This window comes from Mesorhizobium sp. AA23 (assembly GCF_001672435.1).
Taxonomy (GTDB): Bacteria; Pseudomonadota; Alphaproteobacteria; order Rhizobiales; family Rhizobiaceae; genus Mesorhizobium.
Window position 1 is genome coordinate 313,842 of sequence record NZ_LYTP01000012.1, and the last position, 17,383, is coordinate 331,224.

At 65.8% G+C, this 17,383-nt stretch carries 15 protein-coding genes; 8 read left to right on the forward strand and 7 right to left on the reverse strand.

What is annotated here, in order from left to right; genetic code table 11:
• The first annotated feature begins 4 nt into the window (after window positions 1-4).
• A complete protein-coding gene (locus A9K66_RS12200) occupies window positions 5-487 on the forward strand; it encodes a DUF2852 domain-containing protein (protein ID WP_067323845.1) in 483 nt (160 codons plus the stop codon).
• Window positions 488-605: 118 nt separating this feature from the next.
• Complete coding sequence (locus A9K66_RS12205) at window positions 606-1,364, forward strand: M48 family metallopeptidase (RefSeq protein WP_067323847.1); 759 nt, start codon at window positions 606-608, stop codon at window positions 1,362-1,364.
• Between the two features lie 44 nt (window positions 1,365-1,408).
• Here A9K66_RS12205 and A9K66_RS12210 read toward each other — a convergent pair whose 3' ends face one another.
• The gene (locus A9K66_RS12210; RefSeq protein ID WP_067002948.1) at window positions 1,409-1,627 is read right to left on the reverse strand and encodes a hypothetical protein; all 219 of its coding nucleotides are present in this window, start codon (window positions 1,625-1,627) and stop codon (window positions 1,409-1,411) included.
• A 111-nt stretch (window positions 1,628-1,738) separates the two neighbouring features.
• On the opposite strand from A9K66_RS12210, the gene A9K66_RS12215 reads away from it, so the two are divergent.
• The 6 genes from A9K66_RS12215 to A9K66_RS12240 all read left to right on the forward strand — a co-directional run bounded on the left by A9K66_RS12215 (window position 1,739) and on the right by A9K66_RS12240 (window position 7,596).
• Entirely contained in the window at window positions 1,739-2,398 is a 660-nt protein-coding gene (locus A9K66_RS12215) for a phosphoribosylanthranilate isomerase (protein WP_067324662.1), read from the forward strand.
• A 91-nt stretch (window positions 2,399-2,489) separates the two neighbouring features.
• Complete coding sequence (gene trpB / locus A9K66_RS12220; RefSeq protein ID WP_067323849.1) at window positions 2,490-3,740, forward strand: tryptophan synthase subunit beta; 1,251 nt, start codon at window positions 2,490-2,492, stop codon at window positions 3,738-3,740.
• 2 nt (window positions 3,741-3,742) lie between these two features.
• Entirely contained in the window at window positions 3,743-4,582 is an 840-nt protein-coding gene (gene trpA / locus A9K66_RS12225; protein ID WP_067323851.1) for a tryptophan synthase subunit alpha, read from the forward strand.
• Window positions 4,583-4,679: 97 nt separating this feature from the next.
• Window positions 4,680-5,606: an acetyl-CoA carboxylase, carboxyltransferase subunit beta gene (gene accD, locus A9K66_RS12230; RefSeq protein ID WP_067323853.1), complete on the forward strand. Its 927-nt coding sequence runs from the start codon at window positions 4,680-4,682 to the stop codon at window positions 5,604-5,606.
• A gap of 215 nt (window positions 5,607-5,821) precedes the next feature.
• Window positions 5,822-7,147: a folylpolyglutamate synthase/dihydrofolate synthase family protein gene (locus A9K66_RS12235; RefSeq protein ID WP_067323855.1), complete on the forward strand. Its 1,326-nt coding sequence runs from the start codon at window positions 5,822-5,824 to the stop codon at window positions 7,145-7,147.
• A gap of 29 nt (window positions 7,148-7,176) precedes the next feature.
• Window positions 7,177-7,596, forward strand: a complete 420-nt coding sequence (locus A9K66_RS12240) for a VOC family protein (RefSeq protein WP_067323857.1) — start codon at window positions 7,177-7,179, stop codon at window positions 7,594-7,596.
• A gap of 18 nt (window positions 7,597-7,614) precedes the next feature.
• On the opposite strand, the gene A9K66_RS12245 is transcribed toward A9K66_RS12240, so the two are convergent.
• The 6 genes from A9K66_RS12245 to tsaE all read right to left on the reverse strand — a co-directional run bounded on the left by A9K66_RS12245 (window position 7,615) and on the right by tsaE (window position 17,383).
• Window positions 7,615-7,896 carry a cupin domain-containing protein gene (locus A9K66_RS12245; protein ID WP_067002933.1) on the reverse strand — a complete coding sequence of 94 codons (282 nt, stop codon included), beginning with the start codon at window positions 7,894-7,896 and terminating at the stop codon, window positions 7,615-7,617.
• 130 nt (window positions 7,897-8,026) lie between these two features.
• Complete coding sequence (trxA, locus tag A9K66_RS12250) at window positions 8,027-8,350, reverse strand: thioredoxin (RefSeq protein ID WP_041000044.1); 324 nt, start codon at window positions 8,348-8,350, stop codon at window positions 8,027-8,029.
• Window positions 8,351-8,424: 74 nt separating this feature from the next.
• A complete protein-coding gene (gene addA / locus A9K66_RS12255) occupies window positions 8,425-11,937 on the reverse strand; it encodes a double-strand break repair helicase AddA (RefSeq protein WP_067323859.1) in 3,513 nt (1,170 codons plus the stop codon).
• Window positions 11,934-15,053, reverse strand: a complete 3,120-nt coding sequence (gene addB, locus A9K66_RS12260) for a double-strand break repair protein AddB (RefSeq protein WP_067323861.1) — start codon at window positions 15,051-15,053, stop codon at window positions 11,934-11,936. The genes addA and addB overlap by 4 nt, the downstream gene beginning before the upstream one ends.
• A gap of 60 nt (window positions 15,054-15,113) precedes the next feature.
• Window positions 15,114-15,875, reverse strand: coding sequence for a nucleotidyltransferase family protein (locus A9K66_RS12265; protein WP_082953838.1), 762 nt, complete (start codon window positions 15,873-15,875; stop codon window positions 15,114-15,116).
• Window positions 15,872-17,383 carry a tRNA (adenosine(37)-N6)-threonylcarbamoyltransferase complex ATPase subunit type 1 TsaE gene (gene tsaE, locus A9K66_RS12270; protein ID WP_067323863.1) on the reverse strand — a complete coding sequence of 504 codons (1,512 nt, stop codon included), beginning with the start codon at window positions 17,381-17,383 and terminating at the stop codon, window positions 15,872-15,874. Before tsaE ends, A9K66_RS12265 begins: the two co-directional genes overlap by 4 nt.

The window sequence follows — 17,383 nt, forward strand, 5'->3', positions numbered from 1 at the left end:
GAAAATGAACACAAGTGCATTGATCCGTCCGGCCTGGACGCCGGCGACCATCGCGCTGATGGTCATCGGCTTCATGGTGTTCTGGCCGCTCGGCTTCGCCATGCTCGCCTACATCATCTGGGGCGACCGGCTCGAAGGCTTCAAGCGCGATGTCAACCGCGCCACCGACGGCATCTTCGCCGGCTGCCGCCGCGGCTCGGAAAAGGCCGCCCGCTGGGGCCATGGCTCGTCCCGCACCGGCAACGTCGCTTTCGACGACTGGCGCGAGAAGGAACTTGAGCGCCTCGCCGAGGAGCGCCGCAAGCTCGACGAGATGCTGAACGAATTCGACGAGTATGCCCGCGAGCTGCGCCGTGCCAAGGACCAGGAAGAGTTCGACCGCTTCATGACCGAGCGTAACAAGCGGACCGCGCCGACCACGACGAGTGGTCCGACCGGAGCGACGGGGCCGAAGCGCGGCAAGGGGTCGAACCTCCTTGACGACTGAGCCTCAATCATAAGGCTCGGCCGACATGCGGCGTCGCGCGAGCGGCGCCGTTTCTTGTTTGTTCTCCATGTAGCCTCACTCTACTGGTCGTTTTTCTCGAATCGCGTATCGTCCGGCCATGACCCTCGGCTTCTTTCGCAATCTGACCAAGCCAGAACCCAAGCCCGTCGTGGAGCGCGAGCATTGCGTCGCCGGCCGCACCCTGCCGCTCAAAATCGTCGAGAGCGCGAGGGCCCGGCGATTGACGCTGCGTATCGATTCCGGCGGCCAGGGGCTGCGCATAACCGTGCCGCCCGGCTTGCGCCGCGGCGAGGTGGAGAAGTTCCTCGAACGCCATCAGGACTGGCTGGAGCAGCGCCTGGCCAAGGTGCCGATGCGTCCGCAGGTGCGGCCCGGCATCAAGATCCCGATCCGCGGCGTGCCGCACCGCATCGTCCATGAGCCGGCGAAACGCGGCACCGTCACCATCGCGCGCGACGAGCGCGGCCCGCTGCTCATCATCCATGGCGAGCGTGTCCACCTGCCGCGCCGCATCGCCGATTATCTGAAACGCGAGGCCAAGCGCGAGATCGAGAAGCTGGTGGTCAAGCACACCGAGGCGATCGGCAAGCGCGCCAAGGCGATCCGCTACAAGGATACCTCCAGCCGCTGGGGGTCATGCACCTCGGAGGGCAATCTGTCCTTCTCGTGGCGCATCATGATGGCGCCGCCGCCGGTCATCAATTACCTGGTGGCGCATGAGGTCGCGCATCTGAAAGAGATGAACCACGGACCGAAATTCTGGAAGCTGTGCGAAAAGCTCTGCCCCGACACCGATCGCTGCAAGGACTGGCTGAAGCGCAACGGCGGCGCGCTGCAGGCGATCGTGTTTGAGTAGGCGTCGCCCTGGCACCCGTATAGCTGGCGGCCCAGCGCAGCCGCTCAATCGTCATTCGCCGCGTTGAGTTCCTCCGGCCGCAGCCCTTCCTCACTTGCATGCGGCCACGGCAGAAAATTCCGGTCGAACGCGTCGCTGCCGAAATAGTCGAGCGCCCGGTGCGCCTCGGCGCCGTTGAAAGCGGACTTGTCCATCAGATGCGCGATCACCTCGCGCGCCTGCGCGATCTTCTGTCTGAGTTCGGCGACGGTCTTGTCGGTCATGATCTTCCTGCTCCCGCCTGTGTCCCTATTCGAAAAGGTAGCGCTTTCCGCCGGCCCGGCAACGGCATGCTTTTTCTCGACTCTTGCGGCTTTTCGTGCCAATCCCGCGCCATGACGCTCGACATCAAGATCTGCGGATTGAAGACCGACACCGCGATGGCCGCCGCGCTTGCCGGCGGGGCCAGCCATGTCGGCTTCATCTTCTTTGCCAAAAGCCCGCGCTTCGTCGATCCGGCCGAGGCTGGCCGTCTGCGCCAGGCGGCCATCGGCAAGGCCAAGGCGGTTGCCGTCACCGTGGATGCGGATGATGACTTTCTCGACGATATTGTCGCGAGGATGCAGCCGGATATGCTGCAACTGCATGGTTCCGAAACGCCGGTGCAGGTGGCCGAGCTCAAGACCCGCTACGGCCTGCCGGTGATGAAGGTGCTGTCGGTCAGCGAAGCCGCGGATCTCGAGCGGATAAAGCCCTATGTCGGCGTTGCCGACCGCTTGATGTTCGACGCCAAGCCGCCCAAGGGATCGCAATTGCCTGGCGGCAATGGCGTCGCCTTCGACTGGCGCATCCTTGCCGGCCTTGACGCCGGCCTCGATTACATGCTTTCCGGAGGGCTCAACGCCGCCAATGTCGGCGATGCCCTCAGACTGGCCAATCCGCCCGGGATAGACATCTCCTCCGGCGTGGAGAGTGCTCCGGGCGTCAAGGATCCGGCGCTGATCGAGCAGTTTTTCCGGGCCGTCAGGGCCGCGCGCGACGACCGCGCCGCCTGAGGAAGTTTTCAAACCCGAGCATGTCCCGGAAAAGTGGGAACCGGTTTTCCGATAAGGACGTGCTCAGAAGCAAAGACTCAGGAGATCGGCGATGAACAGGCCGGCTATGCCCAATTCCTTCCGCACCGGGCCCGACGAGCAGGGCATGTTCGGCATTTTCGGCGGCCGCTTCGTCGCCGAGACGCTGATGCCGCTGATCCTCGATCTCGAAGAGCAGTGGAACAAGGCCAAGAATGATCCGGAGTTCAAGGCGGAGCTGGAGAACCTTTCGACCCATTATGCCGGTAGACCGTCCAAGCTCTATTTCGCCGAAGGCCTGACGAGGCATCTTCGGGAGGTTTCCTCGGCGAAGGGCCTCGGGGGCGGCGCCAAGGTCTATTTCAAGCGCGAGGACCTGAACCACACCGGCTCGCACAAGATCAACAATTGCCTCGGCCAGATCCTGCTCGCCAAGCGCATGGGCAAGAAGCGCATCATCGCCGAGACCGGTGCCGGCCAGCATGGCGTCGCTTCCGCCACGGTCGCTGCGCGCTTCGGCTATCCTTGCGTGGTTTACATGGGTGCCACCGACGTCGCCCGCCAGAGCCCGAACGTCTTTCGCATGAAACTGCTCGGCGCCGAGGTGCGCCCGGTCACCGCCGGCCACGGCACGCTGAAGGACGCCATGAACGAAGCGCTGCGTGACTGGGTCACCAATGTCGAGGACACCTATTACCTGATCGGCACCGCCGCCGGCCCGCATCCCTATCCGGAGCTGGTGCGCGACTTCCAGTCGGTGATCGGCACGGAAGCGCGCGCCCAGATGCTGGAGCAGGAAGGCCGGCTGCCCGACGTCATCATCGCCGCCGTCGGCGGCGGCTCCAACGCCATTGGCCTGTTCCACCCGTTCCTCGACGACAAGGATGTGCGCATCATCGGCATCGAGGCCGGCGGTCGCGGCCTCGACGGCGTCGAGCACTGCGCCTCGATGAATGCCGGCGCGCCGGGCGTGCTGCACGGCAATCGCACCTATCTCTTGCAGAATGCGGACGGCCAGATTCTCGACGGCCATTCGATCTCGGCCGGTCTCGATTATCCGGGCGTCGGGCCCGAGCATGCTTGGCTGCGCGATTCGGGCCGCGTCGAATATCAGCCGATCCTCGACGACGAGGCGCTGGAGGCCTTCCAACTGACGACCCGCGTCGAAGGCATCATCCCGGCGCTGGAATCGGCGCACGCCATCGCGCATGCGATGAAGATCGTGCCGAAAATGGACAAGGACCAGATCGTCATCGTCAACCTGTCCGGCCGCGGCGACAAGGACGTGCACACGGTGGCCAAGATGCTGGGCATGGAGATCTGACAATGACGACCCGCATCGACCGCCGCATGGCGAAGCTCAAATCCGAGGGCCGTCCGGCTTTGGTCACCTATTTCATGGGCGGCGATCCGGATTACGACACTTCGCTCGCTATCATGAAGGCGCTTCCCGGCGCCGGCAGCGATGTCATCGAGCTCGGCATGCCGTTCTCCGATCCGATGGCCGACGGCCCGGCCATTCAGGCGGCGGGTCTCAGGGCGCTGAAAGGCGGCCAGACGCTGGTCAAGACGCTGAAGATGGCGTCCGAATTCCGCGCCGGGGACGACGAAACGCCGATCGTGCTGATGGGCTACTACAACCCGATCTACATTTACGGCGTCGATCGCTTCCTGGCCGACGCCAAGGTGAGCGGCATCGACGGCCTGATCGTTGTCGACCTGCCGCCGGAAATGGACGAGGAGCTCTGCGTTCCGGCGCTGAAGGCGGGCATCAATTTCATCCGCCTGGCGACGCCGACCACCGACGACAAGCGCCTGCCGAAGGTGCTCGAGAACACCTCCGGCTTCGTCTACTACGTGTCGATGACGGGCATCACCGGCTCGGCCTTGGCCGACACTGCCAAGGTGTCGGCGGCGGTCAAACGCATCAAGGGTCACACCGCGCTGCCGGTCTGCGTCGGCTTCGGCGTCAAGACCGCCGAGCAGGCGCGTACCATCGGCGCCTCCGCCGACGGCGTCGTCGTCGGCACGGCGATTGTCAACGCGGTCGCCAATGTGCTCGGGCCCAAGGGCGAGAAGACCGCCGATCCGGCCGAAGCGGTCGCCACGCTGGTCAGCGGGCTTGCCCAGGGCGTCCGCTCGGCCCGCCTTGCTGCCGCCGAATAGTCTGACTATTTGTTTTTACGCAATTCCGGACGGAAAACCGCCGCACACTTTTCCTGGAATTGCTGGACGTCTCTTCGTCGGGACAGGAGCCGAAGCGATGAACTGGATCACCAACTACGTTCGACCGAAGATCAATTCGATGCTCGGCCGGCGCACCGACATGCCGGAAAATCTCTGGATCAAGGATCCCGAGACCGGCGAGATGATCTTCCACAAGGACCTCGAATCCAACCAGTTCGTCATCCCGTCTTCCGGCCACCATATGAAGATCTCGGCCAAGGAGCGGCTGAAATACTTCTTCGACGACGGCAGATACGAGACGCTGGAAAACCCCAAGGTCGTGCAGGATCCGCTGAAGTTCCGCGATGAGAAGCGCTACACCGATCGGCTGAAAGAGGCGAAAGCCAAGACAAGCCTCGAGGACGCGATTCTTAACGCAGTCGGCACCATCGAAGATCTGCCGGTGGTGGTTACCGTGCAGGACTTCGCCTTCATGGGCGGCTCGCTCGGCATGGCCGCGGGCGAGGCCATCGTCCATGCCTTCGAGGTCGCTTTGCAGCGCAGGCGGCCGCTGATCCTGTTCGCCGCCTCGGGCGGCGCCCGCATGCAGGAGGGCATCCTCTCGCTGATGCAATTGCCGCGCACCACGGTCGGCGTCGACCGGCTGAAGGAAGCCGGCCTGCCCTATATCGTGGTGCTGACCAACCCCACCACCGGCGGCGTGACCGCGTCCTATGCCATGCTGGGCGACATTCACATCGCCGAGCCCGGCGCGCTGATCGGCTTCGCCGGCCCGCGCGTCATCGAGCAGACGATCCGCGAGAAGCTCCCCGACGGCTTCCAGCGCGCCGAATATCTGATGGAACACGGCATGGTCGACATGGTGGTCTCGCGTCTGGAGATGCGCCCGACCATCGCACGATTGTTGAAGATGCTGCTCAAGACCCCAGTGGCCGAGAAGCCATTGGAGCCTGAGATCCTGCCGCCGGCGGTCGTCAACGCCGAAGCCCGGCCGCAGGCCTGACGCGACACCGTTTGCCGCCCACCGCGATTGCGCCAGCTGGGCTGCGCAGTAGCTGTTTGCGCATGATCCCTTTCCAAAACCGATCCCGGTTCGGGCTCATGCGCCAGAGCAATTCCAGCAAGAGTGCGTAGCGGTTTTGCGTCCGGAATTGCACACGAACGAAAGGCATTGAAGGCGATCCTGTTCTTTCGCCGCAAATGCTCTAGGATTCCGCCATGACAACGCTCGCCGCCGATCGTGAAATCGAACATCTGATGACGCTTCATCCGAAAGGTTTCGACCTTTCGCTGGACCGCATCGCCCGCCTGCTCGAGCGTCTCGGCAACCCGCAGGACCGGCTGCCGCCGGTCATCCACATCGCCGGCACCAACGGCAAGGGCTCCTGCGCCGCCTTCTCGCGGGCGCTGCTGGAGGCGGCCGGTCATCTCGTCCATGTCCACACCTCGCCGCACCTGGTAAACTGGCACGAGCGCTACCGGCTGGCCGCCGAGGGCGGCGGCAAGCTGGTCGACGACGATGTCTTTGCCGAGGCCATCGCGCGCGTCGCCAAGGCCAATCAAGGCCAGAAGATCACCGTTTTCGAGATCCTCACCGCCGTCACCTTCATCCTGTTTTCCGAGCATCCGGCCGAGGCGGCGATCATCGAGGTCGGGCTCGGCGGCCGCTTCGATGCCACCAATGTCATTTCGCGGCCTGCCGTCTCGGTGATCATGCCGGTGTCGATGGATCACGAAGCCTATCTCGGCGACCGCGTTGAGCTGATCGCGGCCGAAAAGGCCGGCATCATGAAGCGCGGCTGCCCGGTGGTGATCGGCGCGCAGGAAAGCGAGACCGCGCTGGAGGTGCTGATCGAGACCGCCGAGCGGCTGGATTGCCCGACCGTTGTCTACGGTCAGGATTTCCTGGCCTTCGAGGAGAACGGCCGCATGGTCTATCAGGACGAGGACGGTCTGATGGACCTGCCGCTGCCGCGCCTGCCCGGTCGGCATCAGTTCGCCAATGCCGCCGCGGCGATCGCCGCGGTCAAGGCCGCCGGCTTCGAGATAAGCCATCGGGCTGCCGAAAAAGCGATGACCAGCACCACGTGGCCGGCCCGGATGCAAAAGCTGACGCAGGGCAGGCTGGTTGAGCTTGCCCCAAAGGGCGCCGAGATCTGGCTCGACGGCGGCCACAATCCGGGCGCCGGCGTCGTCATCGCCGAAGCGCTGGCCGAGCAGGAGGAAAAGAACCCGCGCCCGCTGATCCTCATCGCCGGCATGATCAACACCAAGGACCAGACCGGCTATTTCAGCGCCTTCAAGGGGCTTGCCCGCCATGTCTACACGGTGCCGGTGAGCAAGAGCGATGCCGGGGTGCCCAATGACGAGCTCGCGCTGTGCGCCACCGAGGCCGGCCTGTCGGCCGAGCCGGTCAACTCCGTCGCCGATGCGCTTATGCTGTTGCGCGACAGCTGGGACGGTCCGGCGCCGCGCATCCTCATCGGCGGCTCGCTATATTTCGCCGGCGCCGTGCTGGACGAGAACGGCACGCCGCCGACCTGATAGCGCCGAGGCAGTCGCGAGGAGCAATCGTGATCAAGGTGAACCAGCTGGCCCACGTCTGCATCTTCGCGCATGACCTTGAGGCGACGCGCGGCTTCTACCGGGATGTGCTCGGCATGGACACGCGGTTCAACTTCCTGCGCGACGGCAAGATCTTCGGTTTCTATCTCGATTGCGGCGGCCGCAGCCATGTCGAGGTGTTCGAGAAGGCCGAAGCCCGCTACAACGAGGCGAACCAGATCAACCACTTCTGCCTGGAGGTGGAAGACATGGACGCCGCGATCACCCATATCCGGTCGCAAGCGGTCGAGGTCACGGCGAAGAAGCTTGCTTGCGACGGCACCTGGCAGGCCTGGATCAAAGACCCCAACGGCGTGAAGATCGAGCTGGTCGAATACACGGACAAAAGCGCGCAATTCATCGGCGGCGATCGCGTCGCCGATTGGTAGCGGCGCCTGCCTCGAAGGTTATTTCAGCTCGATCTCGATAAAGGCGTATTCGCCGTCATTGGCGTTGATGACATCGTGCTCGACGCCTTCCCGGCGGAAATAGGGCGCGCCTTGCTTCATCTCCGCGAAGGATTCGCCGTCCTTGGTCACCAGCTTCACCTTGCCGTCCATCAGCGGCACGATGACATAGTCGTGGCCATGGCGGTGCCAGCCGGTGTTGGCGCCCGGGGCGAAGCGGTATTCGGTGACGATCACGCGCTCATTGTCGACGTGAACTGTGGCCTTGGCTGTTCCGGTCATGGGACTCTCCTTTTCTTAAGGAAAGGAGATGGCTGCCCGAAGCGTCAGGGCCAGAGCGCCGTCAGCGATGGCGCCAAGGAAAAAGCCCGGCGCGATGGCCGGGCTCGATCTTTCTGATATTCGGATTGGCTCAGGCGAGGCTGCCATTGATCCAGTGCGACAGCGCCGTCTTCGGCGCCGCACCCACCTTCATGTCGGCCACTTCGCCGCCCTTGAAGATCATCAGCGTCGGGATCGAGCGCACGCCGTACTGGGCGGCCAACTCGGGATTCTCGTCGATGTTGAGCTTGGCGACCTTCACCTTCGAGCCGAGCTCCTTGGCGATGTCTTCCAAAGCCGGGGCGATCATCTTGCACGGACCGCACCACTCGGCCCAGAAATCCACCACGACCGGCTCCTTGGCATTGAGCACATCGGCCTGGAAATTGCCCTTGTCGACCTTGACGGTGGCCATGCTGAAATCCTTTCGAAAACTCGGGTTGCACCAAATGTGGTGGCTGTGGTGGCGATGTTCAAGCAATTCTTGTGTCACGCTCCCGTGAGTCGGGCAACGGCACCGTCCATGGCCGCTGCCGGCAGCTCGATCAGGCGCGGCGCCTCGGTGAACAGCAGCGCGGCCGTCACCGTGCGGCCCGGATAGAGCGGCTGAAGCAGCGCGCGGTAGAGCGCAAGCTGCAGGACATAGGCCGGCGGCACTTCGGCCAGGCTGGCCGGCGCCGGCCGGTTGGTCTTGTAGTCGACGATCGAGACCGTTTCCGCAGTGACGGCCAGCCGGTCGATCTTGCCGGAGATGGAGCGCAGCTTGCCCTTCACCTCCAGGCTGCCCATGACGGCGACTTCCGCCCGCGAGGACGGAGAGAACAGCGCCCCGAAGCTTCTGTCGAACAGGATGGAAAGCACGGCTTCCAGCGCGGTGTCGCGCTCTTCGGCCGGCCAGTCGGCGCCGGCGCGCGCCAGATAGCGTTCGGCCGCGCTCCGGCTCTCGTCCTCCGCGATGCCGGGCAGCATCTGCAGCAATTTGTGCAGTGCCAGCCCGCGCATCACCGCAAAGCCGGGTTCGGTTTCCGCGTCGAGCACCGGCGAGCGCGTGTCGGGCAAGCTTTCCGTCGCTTCGTCGATCAGCGCCGAGGCGCCTGAAGGCGAGAGCGGCCGCGGCAAGTCCTCATAGGGTGGCAGCGGCCGGAACAGGCCGTCCGGCAGCGGCGCGGCATGATCGAACAGTATCGTCTCCTCAGCCTGATTGAGCGCCATCGGCGGCAGCTTGGTCATATGGAAGCGATGCACCGCCACGTCGGGTGTCGCCGGATGCCGCCGCTCAGCGCTTTCCGGCGCACCCAGCAGTGCCCGGCTGACAATCGAATGCCAGGTGCCGGTGCTCGGCGCGCGCTTGCCGTGATAGCCGCAGACGATCAGCCGGTCCTCGGCGCGCGTCATGCCGACATAGAGCAGCCGCCGGTATTCGTCGTCGGCAAGCGCGCGCGCCCGCGCCGAGGCCGCTTTCGAAACGCCGTTGACGACGTCACTCGCCGAGCGCCAGAGATAGCCCTTGCCCTTCCAATCAGCGCCCGAGCTTTCGAAGGCCATCAGCCGCGGCAGGTGCTGGTCGCTGAACGGCGCCGAGCCGCCGTCGACCAGGAAGACGACCGGCGCCTCCAGGCCCTTGGCGGCGTGCACGGTCATGACGCGCACCTCGTTGCGGGTCTGGTCCATCTCGCGCTTGATCTCCGGCCCGCTGTTTTCCAGCGTCGAGAGGAAGGATTCCAGCCCCGGCAGGCCGGTACGTTCCTCAGCCAGGCAGAAACTCAGGAACTCGTCGAGGATGTCGCCGGCTTCCGGCCCGAGCCGGGCCGTCATCTTGCGGCGCAGGCCGTCACGCGAAAGCGCGGCGGCATAGAATTCAAACACCGGCTTGAACGCCACCTCAGTCGCCCAGCCATCGAGCCGGCTAACAACGGCGGCCAAGACCTCGTCTCCGCCGGCATGCTGCCGGAGCGAGGCGATCAGCGACTGGCCCTTTGGCCGCTCGCCGGCGAGCGTGAGCAACGTCTCCTCGGAAACCTCGAAGATCGGGCTGCGCAGCACGGCGGCCAGGGACAAGTCGTCCTCCGGCTGAATCAAAAAATGGCCGAGCGCGATCAGGTCCTGCACGGCGATATGGCCGGGAAGGCTCAGCCTGTCCGCGCCGGCAACCGGGATCTGCCGGTTCTTGAGGCTGCGCGACAGCGCGTGCACGAAGCGATCGCGCTTGCGCACCAGCACCAGGATGTCGCCGGCGGTCAGCTTGCGGCCTTTGCCTTCGATGGCCTCGCCGTTGCGCAGCCAGTTCTGGATCGTCGTTGCCACATGTTCGGCCACGCGCACGGCGGGCGCGCTGGCGTGGTTGACCGGCAAGGTCCAGTCATCGGGCTCCTCGACCATTTCGGCGCCGATCGAAGGCCACACCTCGACATAGCCCGGCGCATCGGTGCGGATCGCCTTGTGGCTGAGCGGATCGGGATCGTGGCTGATGCCGCGTCGCACGCCTGGCTCGGCGAAGACGCGGTCGACGGCGGCGAGCACGTCGTCGCTCGAGCGGAAGGACCAGGTGAGCTTCAGGTCGGCAAACGAAGCCTGCGCGTCGCGCACCCGCCCGGCAAACAAAAGCCGGCTTTCGGCAAAGGAATCGGGCGCCGCGCCTTGGAAGGAGTAGATCGACTGTTTCTCGTCGCCGACGGCGAACACCGTGCGCCGCACCGTCTCGCGCTGGCCGAGCCCGGCGAAGAATTCTTCCGTCAGCTTCTTCACCACTTCCCACTGGTCGGGACTGGTGTCCTGCGCCTCGTCGAGCAGGATATGGTCGATGCCCTGGTCGAGCTTGAACTGCACCCACGGCCCGGCATCGGGCCGCGACAGCAGGCTGACCGTGCGGGTGATCAAATCGTTGAAGTCGAGGAAACCGCGGCTTCGCTTCAGCTGCTCGTAGCGGGCGATCAGCCAGCCGGCGACGGTGAGCGCGGCGGCCGTACCTTCGAGCATGCGGAACAGCGCCAGCCGGTCCGATACATCGAGGATCGCCCTGGCCGCCGCGAGATAGCGCTCGGGCAGGTCGGGCAGCCTGTCGATCAGCGCTTTCTTGAAGATCTTCGGTGGATCGTAAGGGTCGCCATCGGAGCGCAGAAATGCCTTGGCGAGCAGTCGCAGTCGCCTGATCGGATCGGCTTCGGCAAAAGCGGTCTGCGCATAGGGCAGCACGTTGTTCAGCACCTGCCGCGCGTCGGCGGCTTCGGCGGCGCGCCCGAATTCAGCGAACTGGCTCGGCGCAAAGCCCGGCAGCGGCCAGACCGAAGCGGCAATGCCGGCTGCCGTCTGGCCGGGGTTGAAGCCGAATTCGGCGAACAGCAGCCGGAAGTCCCGGTCCTTGCCCAGCTTTTCGATAAAGGCGCGCAGTTCGTCGCGCTTGCCGACGATCTCGGAGAGCAGCATGTCGAGCCCGAACTCGCCGCCGCGCTCCAGCACCGTGGCAAAGGCTTCCGCCAGGCCTTCGACACCGGTGCCGGCACCCGAGATCATGTCGCGTCGCGCATCCGCGAAAAGCGAGGCCTCCATCTGCGGGTCGAGCATCTCGAAATGCGCCGGGATGTTGGCTTCCAGCGGGAACTGATGCAGCACCGATTCGCAGAAGGCGTGGATGGTCTGAATTTTCAGGCCGCCCGGCGTTTCCAGCGCCTCGGCAAACAATCGGCGCGCGCGCCGCATCGTATCGCGGTCGGCCGACCGCCCGTCGAGCGCGGCTATGCGTGTCGCGAGCTCGGCGTCGGGAAGCGCCGTCCATTCCGACAGCGTCGAGAACACGCGGTTCGACATGTTGGCGGCGGCGGCGCGCGTGTAGGTCAGGCACAGGATCTTCGACGGATCGGTGCCGTTGAGCAGAAGCCGGATGACGCGTTGCGCCAGCACATGGGTCTTGCCCGAGCCGGCATTGGCCGAGACCCAGGCGGAATTTTGCGGATCGGAAGCGCGCGCCTGGCTGGCGGCGGTGTCGGAGGGGATCGGATATCTCATCCTTCCGCCTCGTCCTCGCTTGCGCCGCCGGCCGACCATTCCAGCACGCGCGCCAGATGGTCGTAGTCGCCATCGGCCTCGCCTTCGCGGAACGGCAGCGCGCGTGACAGATAGCCGGTGGTCGGGTCAGCATAGTGGAACAGCAGCCTTTCCAGCCGCGCCCACGCTTCCTCGGCAAGCTCGTTGGCGGTCTTCGGCTTGCGGTTGTATTCGAGGATCGATTCCTCGAACACCTCGCCGTTCGGCTTCAGCCGCACGAAGGCAAGCTGCGAGGGCTCGCAGATGCCGAGCTCCTTGAAGGCGCCCCGCCGAAGCAGTGCGCCCTCGAGTGCCAGCTGCGGCGACAGAAGCGTATGCGCCTGCGCCTTCGAAGGCGAGGAACCGGTCTTGTAGTCGAGGATGTCGGCCATGCCGCCGGCGAGAAGGTCGACCCGGTCGGCATAGCCCGAAAGCGTGATGCCGGTGCGGCCGATAACGGTCTTTTCGGCGCGTTCCTCGGCATAGCGCCGGGCGACGGCGTCGGCGCGGGTATGCTCCCATTCGATGATGTTTTCCGCGAGCTTTTCGAAGCGCGGCCACCACACCGCCTCGATATCGGGCGGAAGTGCCGCGTCGGCAAAGCACGCGCGACCGGCCTCGATGAGGGCTGCCAGCGCGCCCGGCGCCCTCGGATCCTCCATCCTTCGCGAGAACAAATGCAGGATTTCGTGGAACAGCGTGCCGCGTTCGGCAGCGCCGGGGTCGCGGATCACCGGGTCGAGCGGCATCAGGCCGAGAATCCGCCTGGCATAGATCGCATAGGGGTCGCGGCGCAGCGTCTCGATCTCGGTGACCGAGAAATGCTGTGGCCGCAGGTGCAGCGGCGGTTTCGGCTGTGGGCGGGACGCGAAATCCTTCCTGTCGCCGGCATCGAGCGCGCGCGCCCAGGCAAGCAGCGCGTCGCCGCGCCGGCGAACTGCCGTCGCCTGGTCCTTGCCGATGAAGGTGAGGATGCGCTGCAGCCAGCGCGACGGCACCGCGGGCGCGTCGCCGGATCGGGCCGAGCGCGTCAGCACCACCGTTTCAGTACCCATAGCAATCTGGAAATCATGCGCGGCCAGGCCGATGCGCCGCTCCGGCGGCTCGAGATCGATGCCGGTCTTCATCAGCCGCGACATGAACCGGTCGCTCTCGGGCTTGCGCGGCCAGACCCCTTCATTGAGGCCGCCGATGATCAGCGTGTCGACGCTTTGCAGGCGAGCTTCCAGCGCGCCCCAGATGGCGATGTTGCGGTCGGTGCCTTGCGCCGGCTTGACCGTTTCCGGCGCGATCAGCGCCTCCATCACGTCGGGCCATTCGCCCGCACCGATCATAAACGGCGATGACACGGCAACCAGCCCGCGCAGAAGCTCGGCGAGCTTCTCGCCGGCGTCGCCGGCGTAGAGGCCGGTCAGGCTGCCATCGGCAGCGCGGCCGAGACCTTCTAGCGCCACGACGCTCGCCCGCGTCAATGTCGCGATATCGGCATCCTTCTCGCCGCGCATCGCCGTGAGCGGGGACAGCGCATCGGTGAGGCGATTGAGCATGGCCCGCGCCTCTTCGATACCGCGTACCGTGAGGCGCTGGAACCAGAAGGGCTGACGGCTGTCGCCGCCAAGGCCCGCGAGCCGCGTCTCGAAAAGCGCGTCGAGGGAAGCGACGTCCGGCCGGCCGGTGCCGCCACGCAGCGCCACCAGCTCGATCAGCTCGGCAGCCTTGCGCACGCTCTGGCGTTCGAGACCGAGGCCAAGCAGCGGATGCTTGAGCAACGACAATAGACCCACCGGATCGCCTGGCCGGAACGCTGAGCCTAGCGCCAGCCTGAGCAGGCTGGCGGCCGGCGTGTTGGCTAGCGGCGTGCCGCCGGAATCGTCAGCGACGACACCGAAGCGCAGCAGCTCGGCCGAGACGCGTCGCGCCAGGGCGCGGTCGCCGGTGACGAGTGCCGCGCGCTTGCCCGGCAGTTCCACAGCGCGCTTTAGCGCAATGGCGATCGTCGCCGCCTCGTCGCGCTCATTGGCAGCCTCGACCAGCGTCACGCCGGCCAGCGCCTGCTCGACATCGCTGACCGGGAAACGCGGCCGCGACTTCGTCCAAAGCTCGGTGGTCTCGGCCGGCCGCAGCGCCTCGCCGACAAGGGCGGCGCGTAATGCAAGCGGTCTTGACGCAGCGCCGATCTCCTCGACATCGCGGCGCTCAATGCCAATGCTGCCGATCAGCTTGGCGAGGCCGTATTGTGGGTGACCAAGTGTTGCCGGCCGCGCGCCGGGCTCGGTTATCGCCGCGAAGGACGCGTCGTCGAGCTCACGGTCGAGCCCGGGCAGCACGACGGCGCCGTTCGGCAAGCCGGCGATCACGGCAAGCAACTCGGCCGTGGCTGGAATGGAGCCGGTCGAACCGGCGGCGATCACCGGTCCGGTCGGCGGACTGCGCTTCAGCCGCGCCGCTTCCAGCCGGATCAGCGCGCTGCGGTGCGCGGCCGGATTGGAGCGGTCACGCTCTTTGAGCAACTCCGGCCAGTTGTCGGTGACGATGCCGAGGAAATCGAGCGTCACCTGCCACCAGCCCGCAAGGTTGCCGGTGACCAGCGTGGCGAGCTTCGCCCAATCCGTCCCCTCGGTCTCGATCTCGTCCATCAGCCGGGCAAGGTCGCGCGAAAGCCAAATGGCGTCGGCGGCCGAGGTCGGCACAACGAACTTCTCGTTGAAGCGCGCCCTGACGTGCGCCGGCAGGCTTTCCTTCCAGGCACGCACCAGCGGCGCCAGCAACAGCAGCCTTTCCTGCGCGGCGATCGGCGGTGCGAGGTCTATTGCCGGTGCCGCCTCGGCGTCAAAGGCGGCCTCGTCCTCGTCGAACTCGCCGAGCGGCCGCACCGTCGGCAAGATGGCCGAGCGTCTGCCGAGCATGTCGACGAAGGCGCCGCGCAGGGCGCGCGCCGCGCGCCGCGTCGGCACATAGATGATCGCGTCAGCCAGCGCCAGCGGCTCGCCGTCGAAGCGGAAGGTTGGGATCAGGCGGCCTTCGAGCAACGCCTCCGCCAGCGTCGGCAGGAACGGCGCTCCGGACGGGATGGAAAAGACGCGGCGCGAGCCGCTCATACCGCATTAGATCTTTGTGCGCCCGTTTGGGCGCACAAACGACGATCTAACTCTTTGAGTCTACGCATCGTGCTTTCCAAAAATCGGACCCGATTTTTGGGCCGATGCGGTCGCGGGCGCGCCGGTGACCGCCGCTTCGGCCGCCGGAATGGCGTCCGGCGTCCCGACGGTGATCCAGCGGCCTCTCATCTTCATGCCGAACAGGCGGCCGGCGGCGATTGCCTTGTCGAAATAGGCGTTGATCGAATGCGGGCCTTCGGGCGCATCCTTGAAGATGCGCGGATCGATGATCGCGGCACCGGCATAGATCAAGCCGGCAGGGTCGCCTTTGGACCGGTGCAGCGCGCCGTCCGGCGCCACGAGGAAATCGGTGCCGACGCAGTGTCCGATCGCTGAGTCGAGATCGGTGAGCATTAGCAGAATATCCATTCTGGCGGCGTCCCATGCAAGGGCAAGGCGCTCGAGGCTGGGCTCGCCGCTGTCGATCCAGAACGTATCGGCATTGATGATGTAGAAGGGCTCGCTCCCCAGGAGCGGCAGCGCCTTGACGATGCCGCCGGCCGAGTCCAGCAGGCCCGCGCGCTCGTCGGAAATGACGATCTTCGGCGCCTGGCGGCCAGCGACATGGGCGATGATCTGCTCCGGCAGGTAGTGAACGTTGACGACGGCGCTGGCGACGCCGGCGGCTTCCAGGCTGTCCAACCCCCAGTCGAGCAAGGTCTTGCCGGCGATTCTCACCAGCGGCTTCGGCATCGTGTCGGTGATCGGCCGCATGCGCTTGCCGAGACCGGCCGCAAGCACCATCGCGGTCTTCGGCTTCATGGCGAGCGCTCCTCGAGCAGGCCGTGGGCCATGTAAAATTCCTTCAGGCCGGCAAGCGCCGGGTGCGCCAGCGCCCGCCTCAGATAGTCGCGAATGCGCGGCAGGTGCTTCAGATAGTAGGGCTTGCCGTCGCGCTTTTCGAGCCGCACGAAGATGCCGAGGATCTTCGAATTGCGCTGCGCCGCCATGATCGCATAGGCCTCGGCGAAGCCGGCTTCGTCGAAGGCGCCGGCCGAACGCCGCGCCGCGACATAGGCTTCGACCGTCCGCCGCTCGATCTCGGTCGAGACGGTGACACGCGCATCCATGGCCAAAGAGGCGACGTCGTAAGCCGCCGGGCCAATCAGCGCGTCCTGCACGTCGACGATGCCGAGCCGATCGAGGCCGGAACGCTCCGCCCGCCAGATGATGTTGGGCGAATGGAAGTCGCGCAGCATCAGCTTGTATTCCTGGCCCTCGAGCCGGTCGAGCACCGCAATCCATGCGTTATGATAGCCGGCCCGCAATGCATCGCTTGCCGGCTCGCCGGTGACCATCGGCACATACCAATCGACCAGAAGGTCCGCTTCGATCAGCATCGCCTCGCGGTCAAAGGGCGGAACGTCGTGGTATACGCCCGGCGCGGCCTCCATGCGGTCAGGCCAGGCCTTGCCATGCATCATGGCGAGCAGCTCCGCCGCTGCCTTATAGCGCTCGGCGATCGGCTGGCCGTCGCCGCCCAAAAATCCTTCCGAGCCGAGATGTTCGAGCAGCAGAAAGCCCTGGTCGAGGTCCTGCGCATGGATAAGCGGCACGCTGACGCCGGCGGCGAGAAGCGCGCGGTCGATGGCGACGAAGGCGGTGACCGATTGTGCGGTGTGAGCGATCACGGCGTAAGGCTTGCCGTCGCGCACCGGCGGACCGAGCACCAGGCGCGGCGAGTTCATCAGCACGCGCGGCGTCTGGCCGGGAAGCGAGACGATCTCGTAGGAACGGGCGGACGCATCGCCGACGAAATGTCGGCGGCTCGCTTCGCCCCAGCCGGCGGAGGCCAGGAAATCACGCATCGCCAGCGAGCGCACCGCGCGCTCGAAGGCGGCTCCCTGTCCGGAAATCCTTGCCGACCGGCCCGCGCCATGCTCGATAAGCTCGACCTGAAGCGCATTTGCCGGCAGCTGGTCGCCGGCTCGGTCCGGCCATTCGATCAGTGCCGCGCCCTGCGCCAGCGCGTCGTCGAGGCCGAGCTCGTCGAGCTCGTCCGGCGAGGACAGGCGGTAGAGGTCGAAATGGTGCACGGGTATCCGCGTCTCATAGCTCTGCACCAGCGTGAAGGTCGGGCTCGGCACTTCGAGGCCGGCGTCGTCGGCAAGCGCCCGGATGAGCGCGCGGGCGAGCGTCGACTTGCCGGCGCCGAGATCGCCTTTCAGCGCAATTGCGTCGCCAGCCCGCAGCGCCATGGCAACGTCTTCGCCAAGCCTTGCGGTCGCCGCCTCGTCGGCGAGAAATCGTTCCAACACCGTTTCTGCCAA

Coding starts and splice junctions, on each gene's coding strand:
- A9K66_RS12200 (WP_067323845.1), top strand. CDS start 5: ATGAACACAAGTGCATTGATCCGTCCGGCCTGGACGCCGGCGACCATC.
- A9K66_RS12205 (WP_067323847.1), top strand. CDS start 606: ATGACCCTCGGCTTCTTTCGCAATCTGACCAAGCCAGAACCCAAGCCC.
- A9K66_RS12210 (WP_067002948.1), bottom strand. CDS start 1,627: ATGACCGACAAGACCGTCGCCGAACTCAGACAGAAGATCGCGCAGGCG.
- A9K66_RS12215 (WP_067324662.1), top strand. CDS start 1,739: ATGACGCTCGACATCAAGATCTGCGGATTGAAGACCGACACCGCGATG.
- trpB (WP_067323849.1), top strand. CDS start 2,490: ATGAACAGGCCGGCTATGCCCAATTCCTTCCGCACCGGGCCCGACGAG.
- trpA (WP_067323851.1), top strand. CDS start 3,743: ATGACGACCCGCATCGACCGCCGCATGGCGAAGCTCAAATCCGAGGGC.
- accD (WP_067323853.1), top strand. CDS start 4,680: ATGAACTGGATCACCAACTACGTTCGACCGAAGATCAATTCGATGCTC.
- A9K66_RS12235 (WP_067323855.1), top strand. CDS start 5,822: ATGACAACGCTCGCCGCCGATCGTGAAATCGAACATCTGATGACGCTT.
- A9K66_RS12245 (WP_067002933.1), bottom strand. CDS start 7,896: ATGACCGGAACAGCCAAGGCCACAGTTCACGTCGACAATGAGCGCGTG.
- trxA (WP_041000044.1), bottom strand. CDS start 8,350: ATGGCCACCGTCAAGGTCGACAAGGGCAATTTCCAGGCCGATGTGCTC.
- addA (WP_067323859.1), bottom strand. CDS start 11,937: ATGAGATATCCGATCCCCTCCGACACCGCCGCCAGCCAGGCGCGCGCT.
- addB (WP_067323861.1), bottom strand. CDS start 15,053: ATGAGCGGCTCGCGCCGCGTCTTTTCCATCCCGTCCGGAGCGCCGTTC.
- A9K66_RS12265 (WP_082953838.1), bottom strand. CDS start 15,875: ATGAAGCCGAAGACCGCGATGGTGCTTGCGGCCGGTCTCGGCAAGCGC.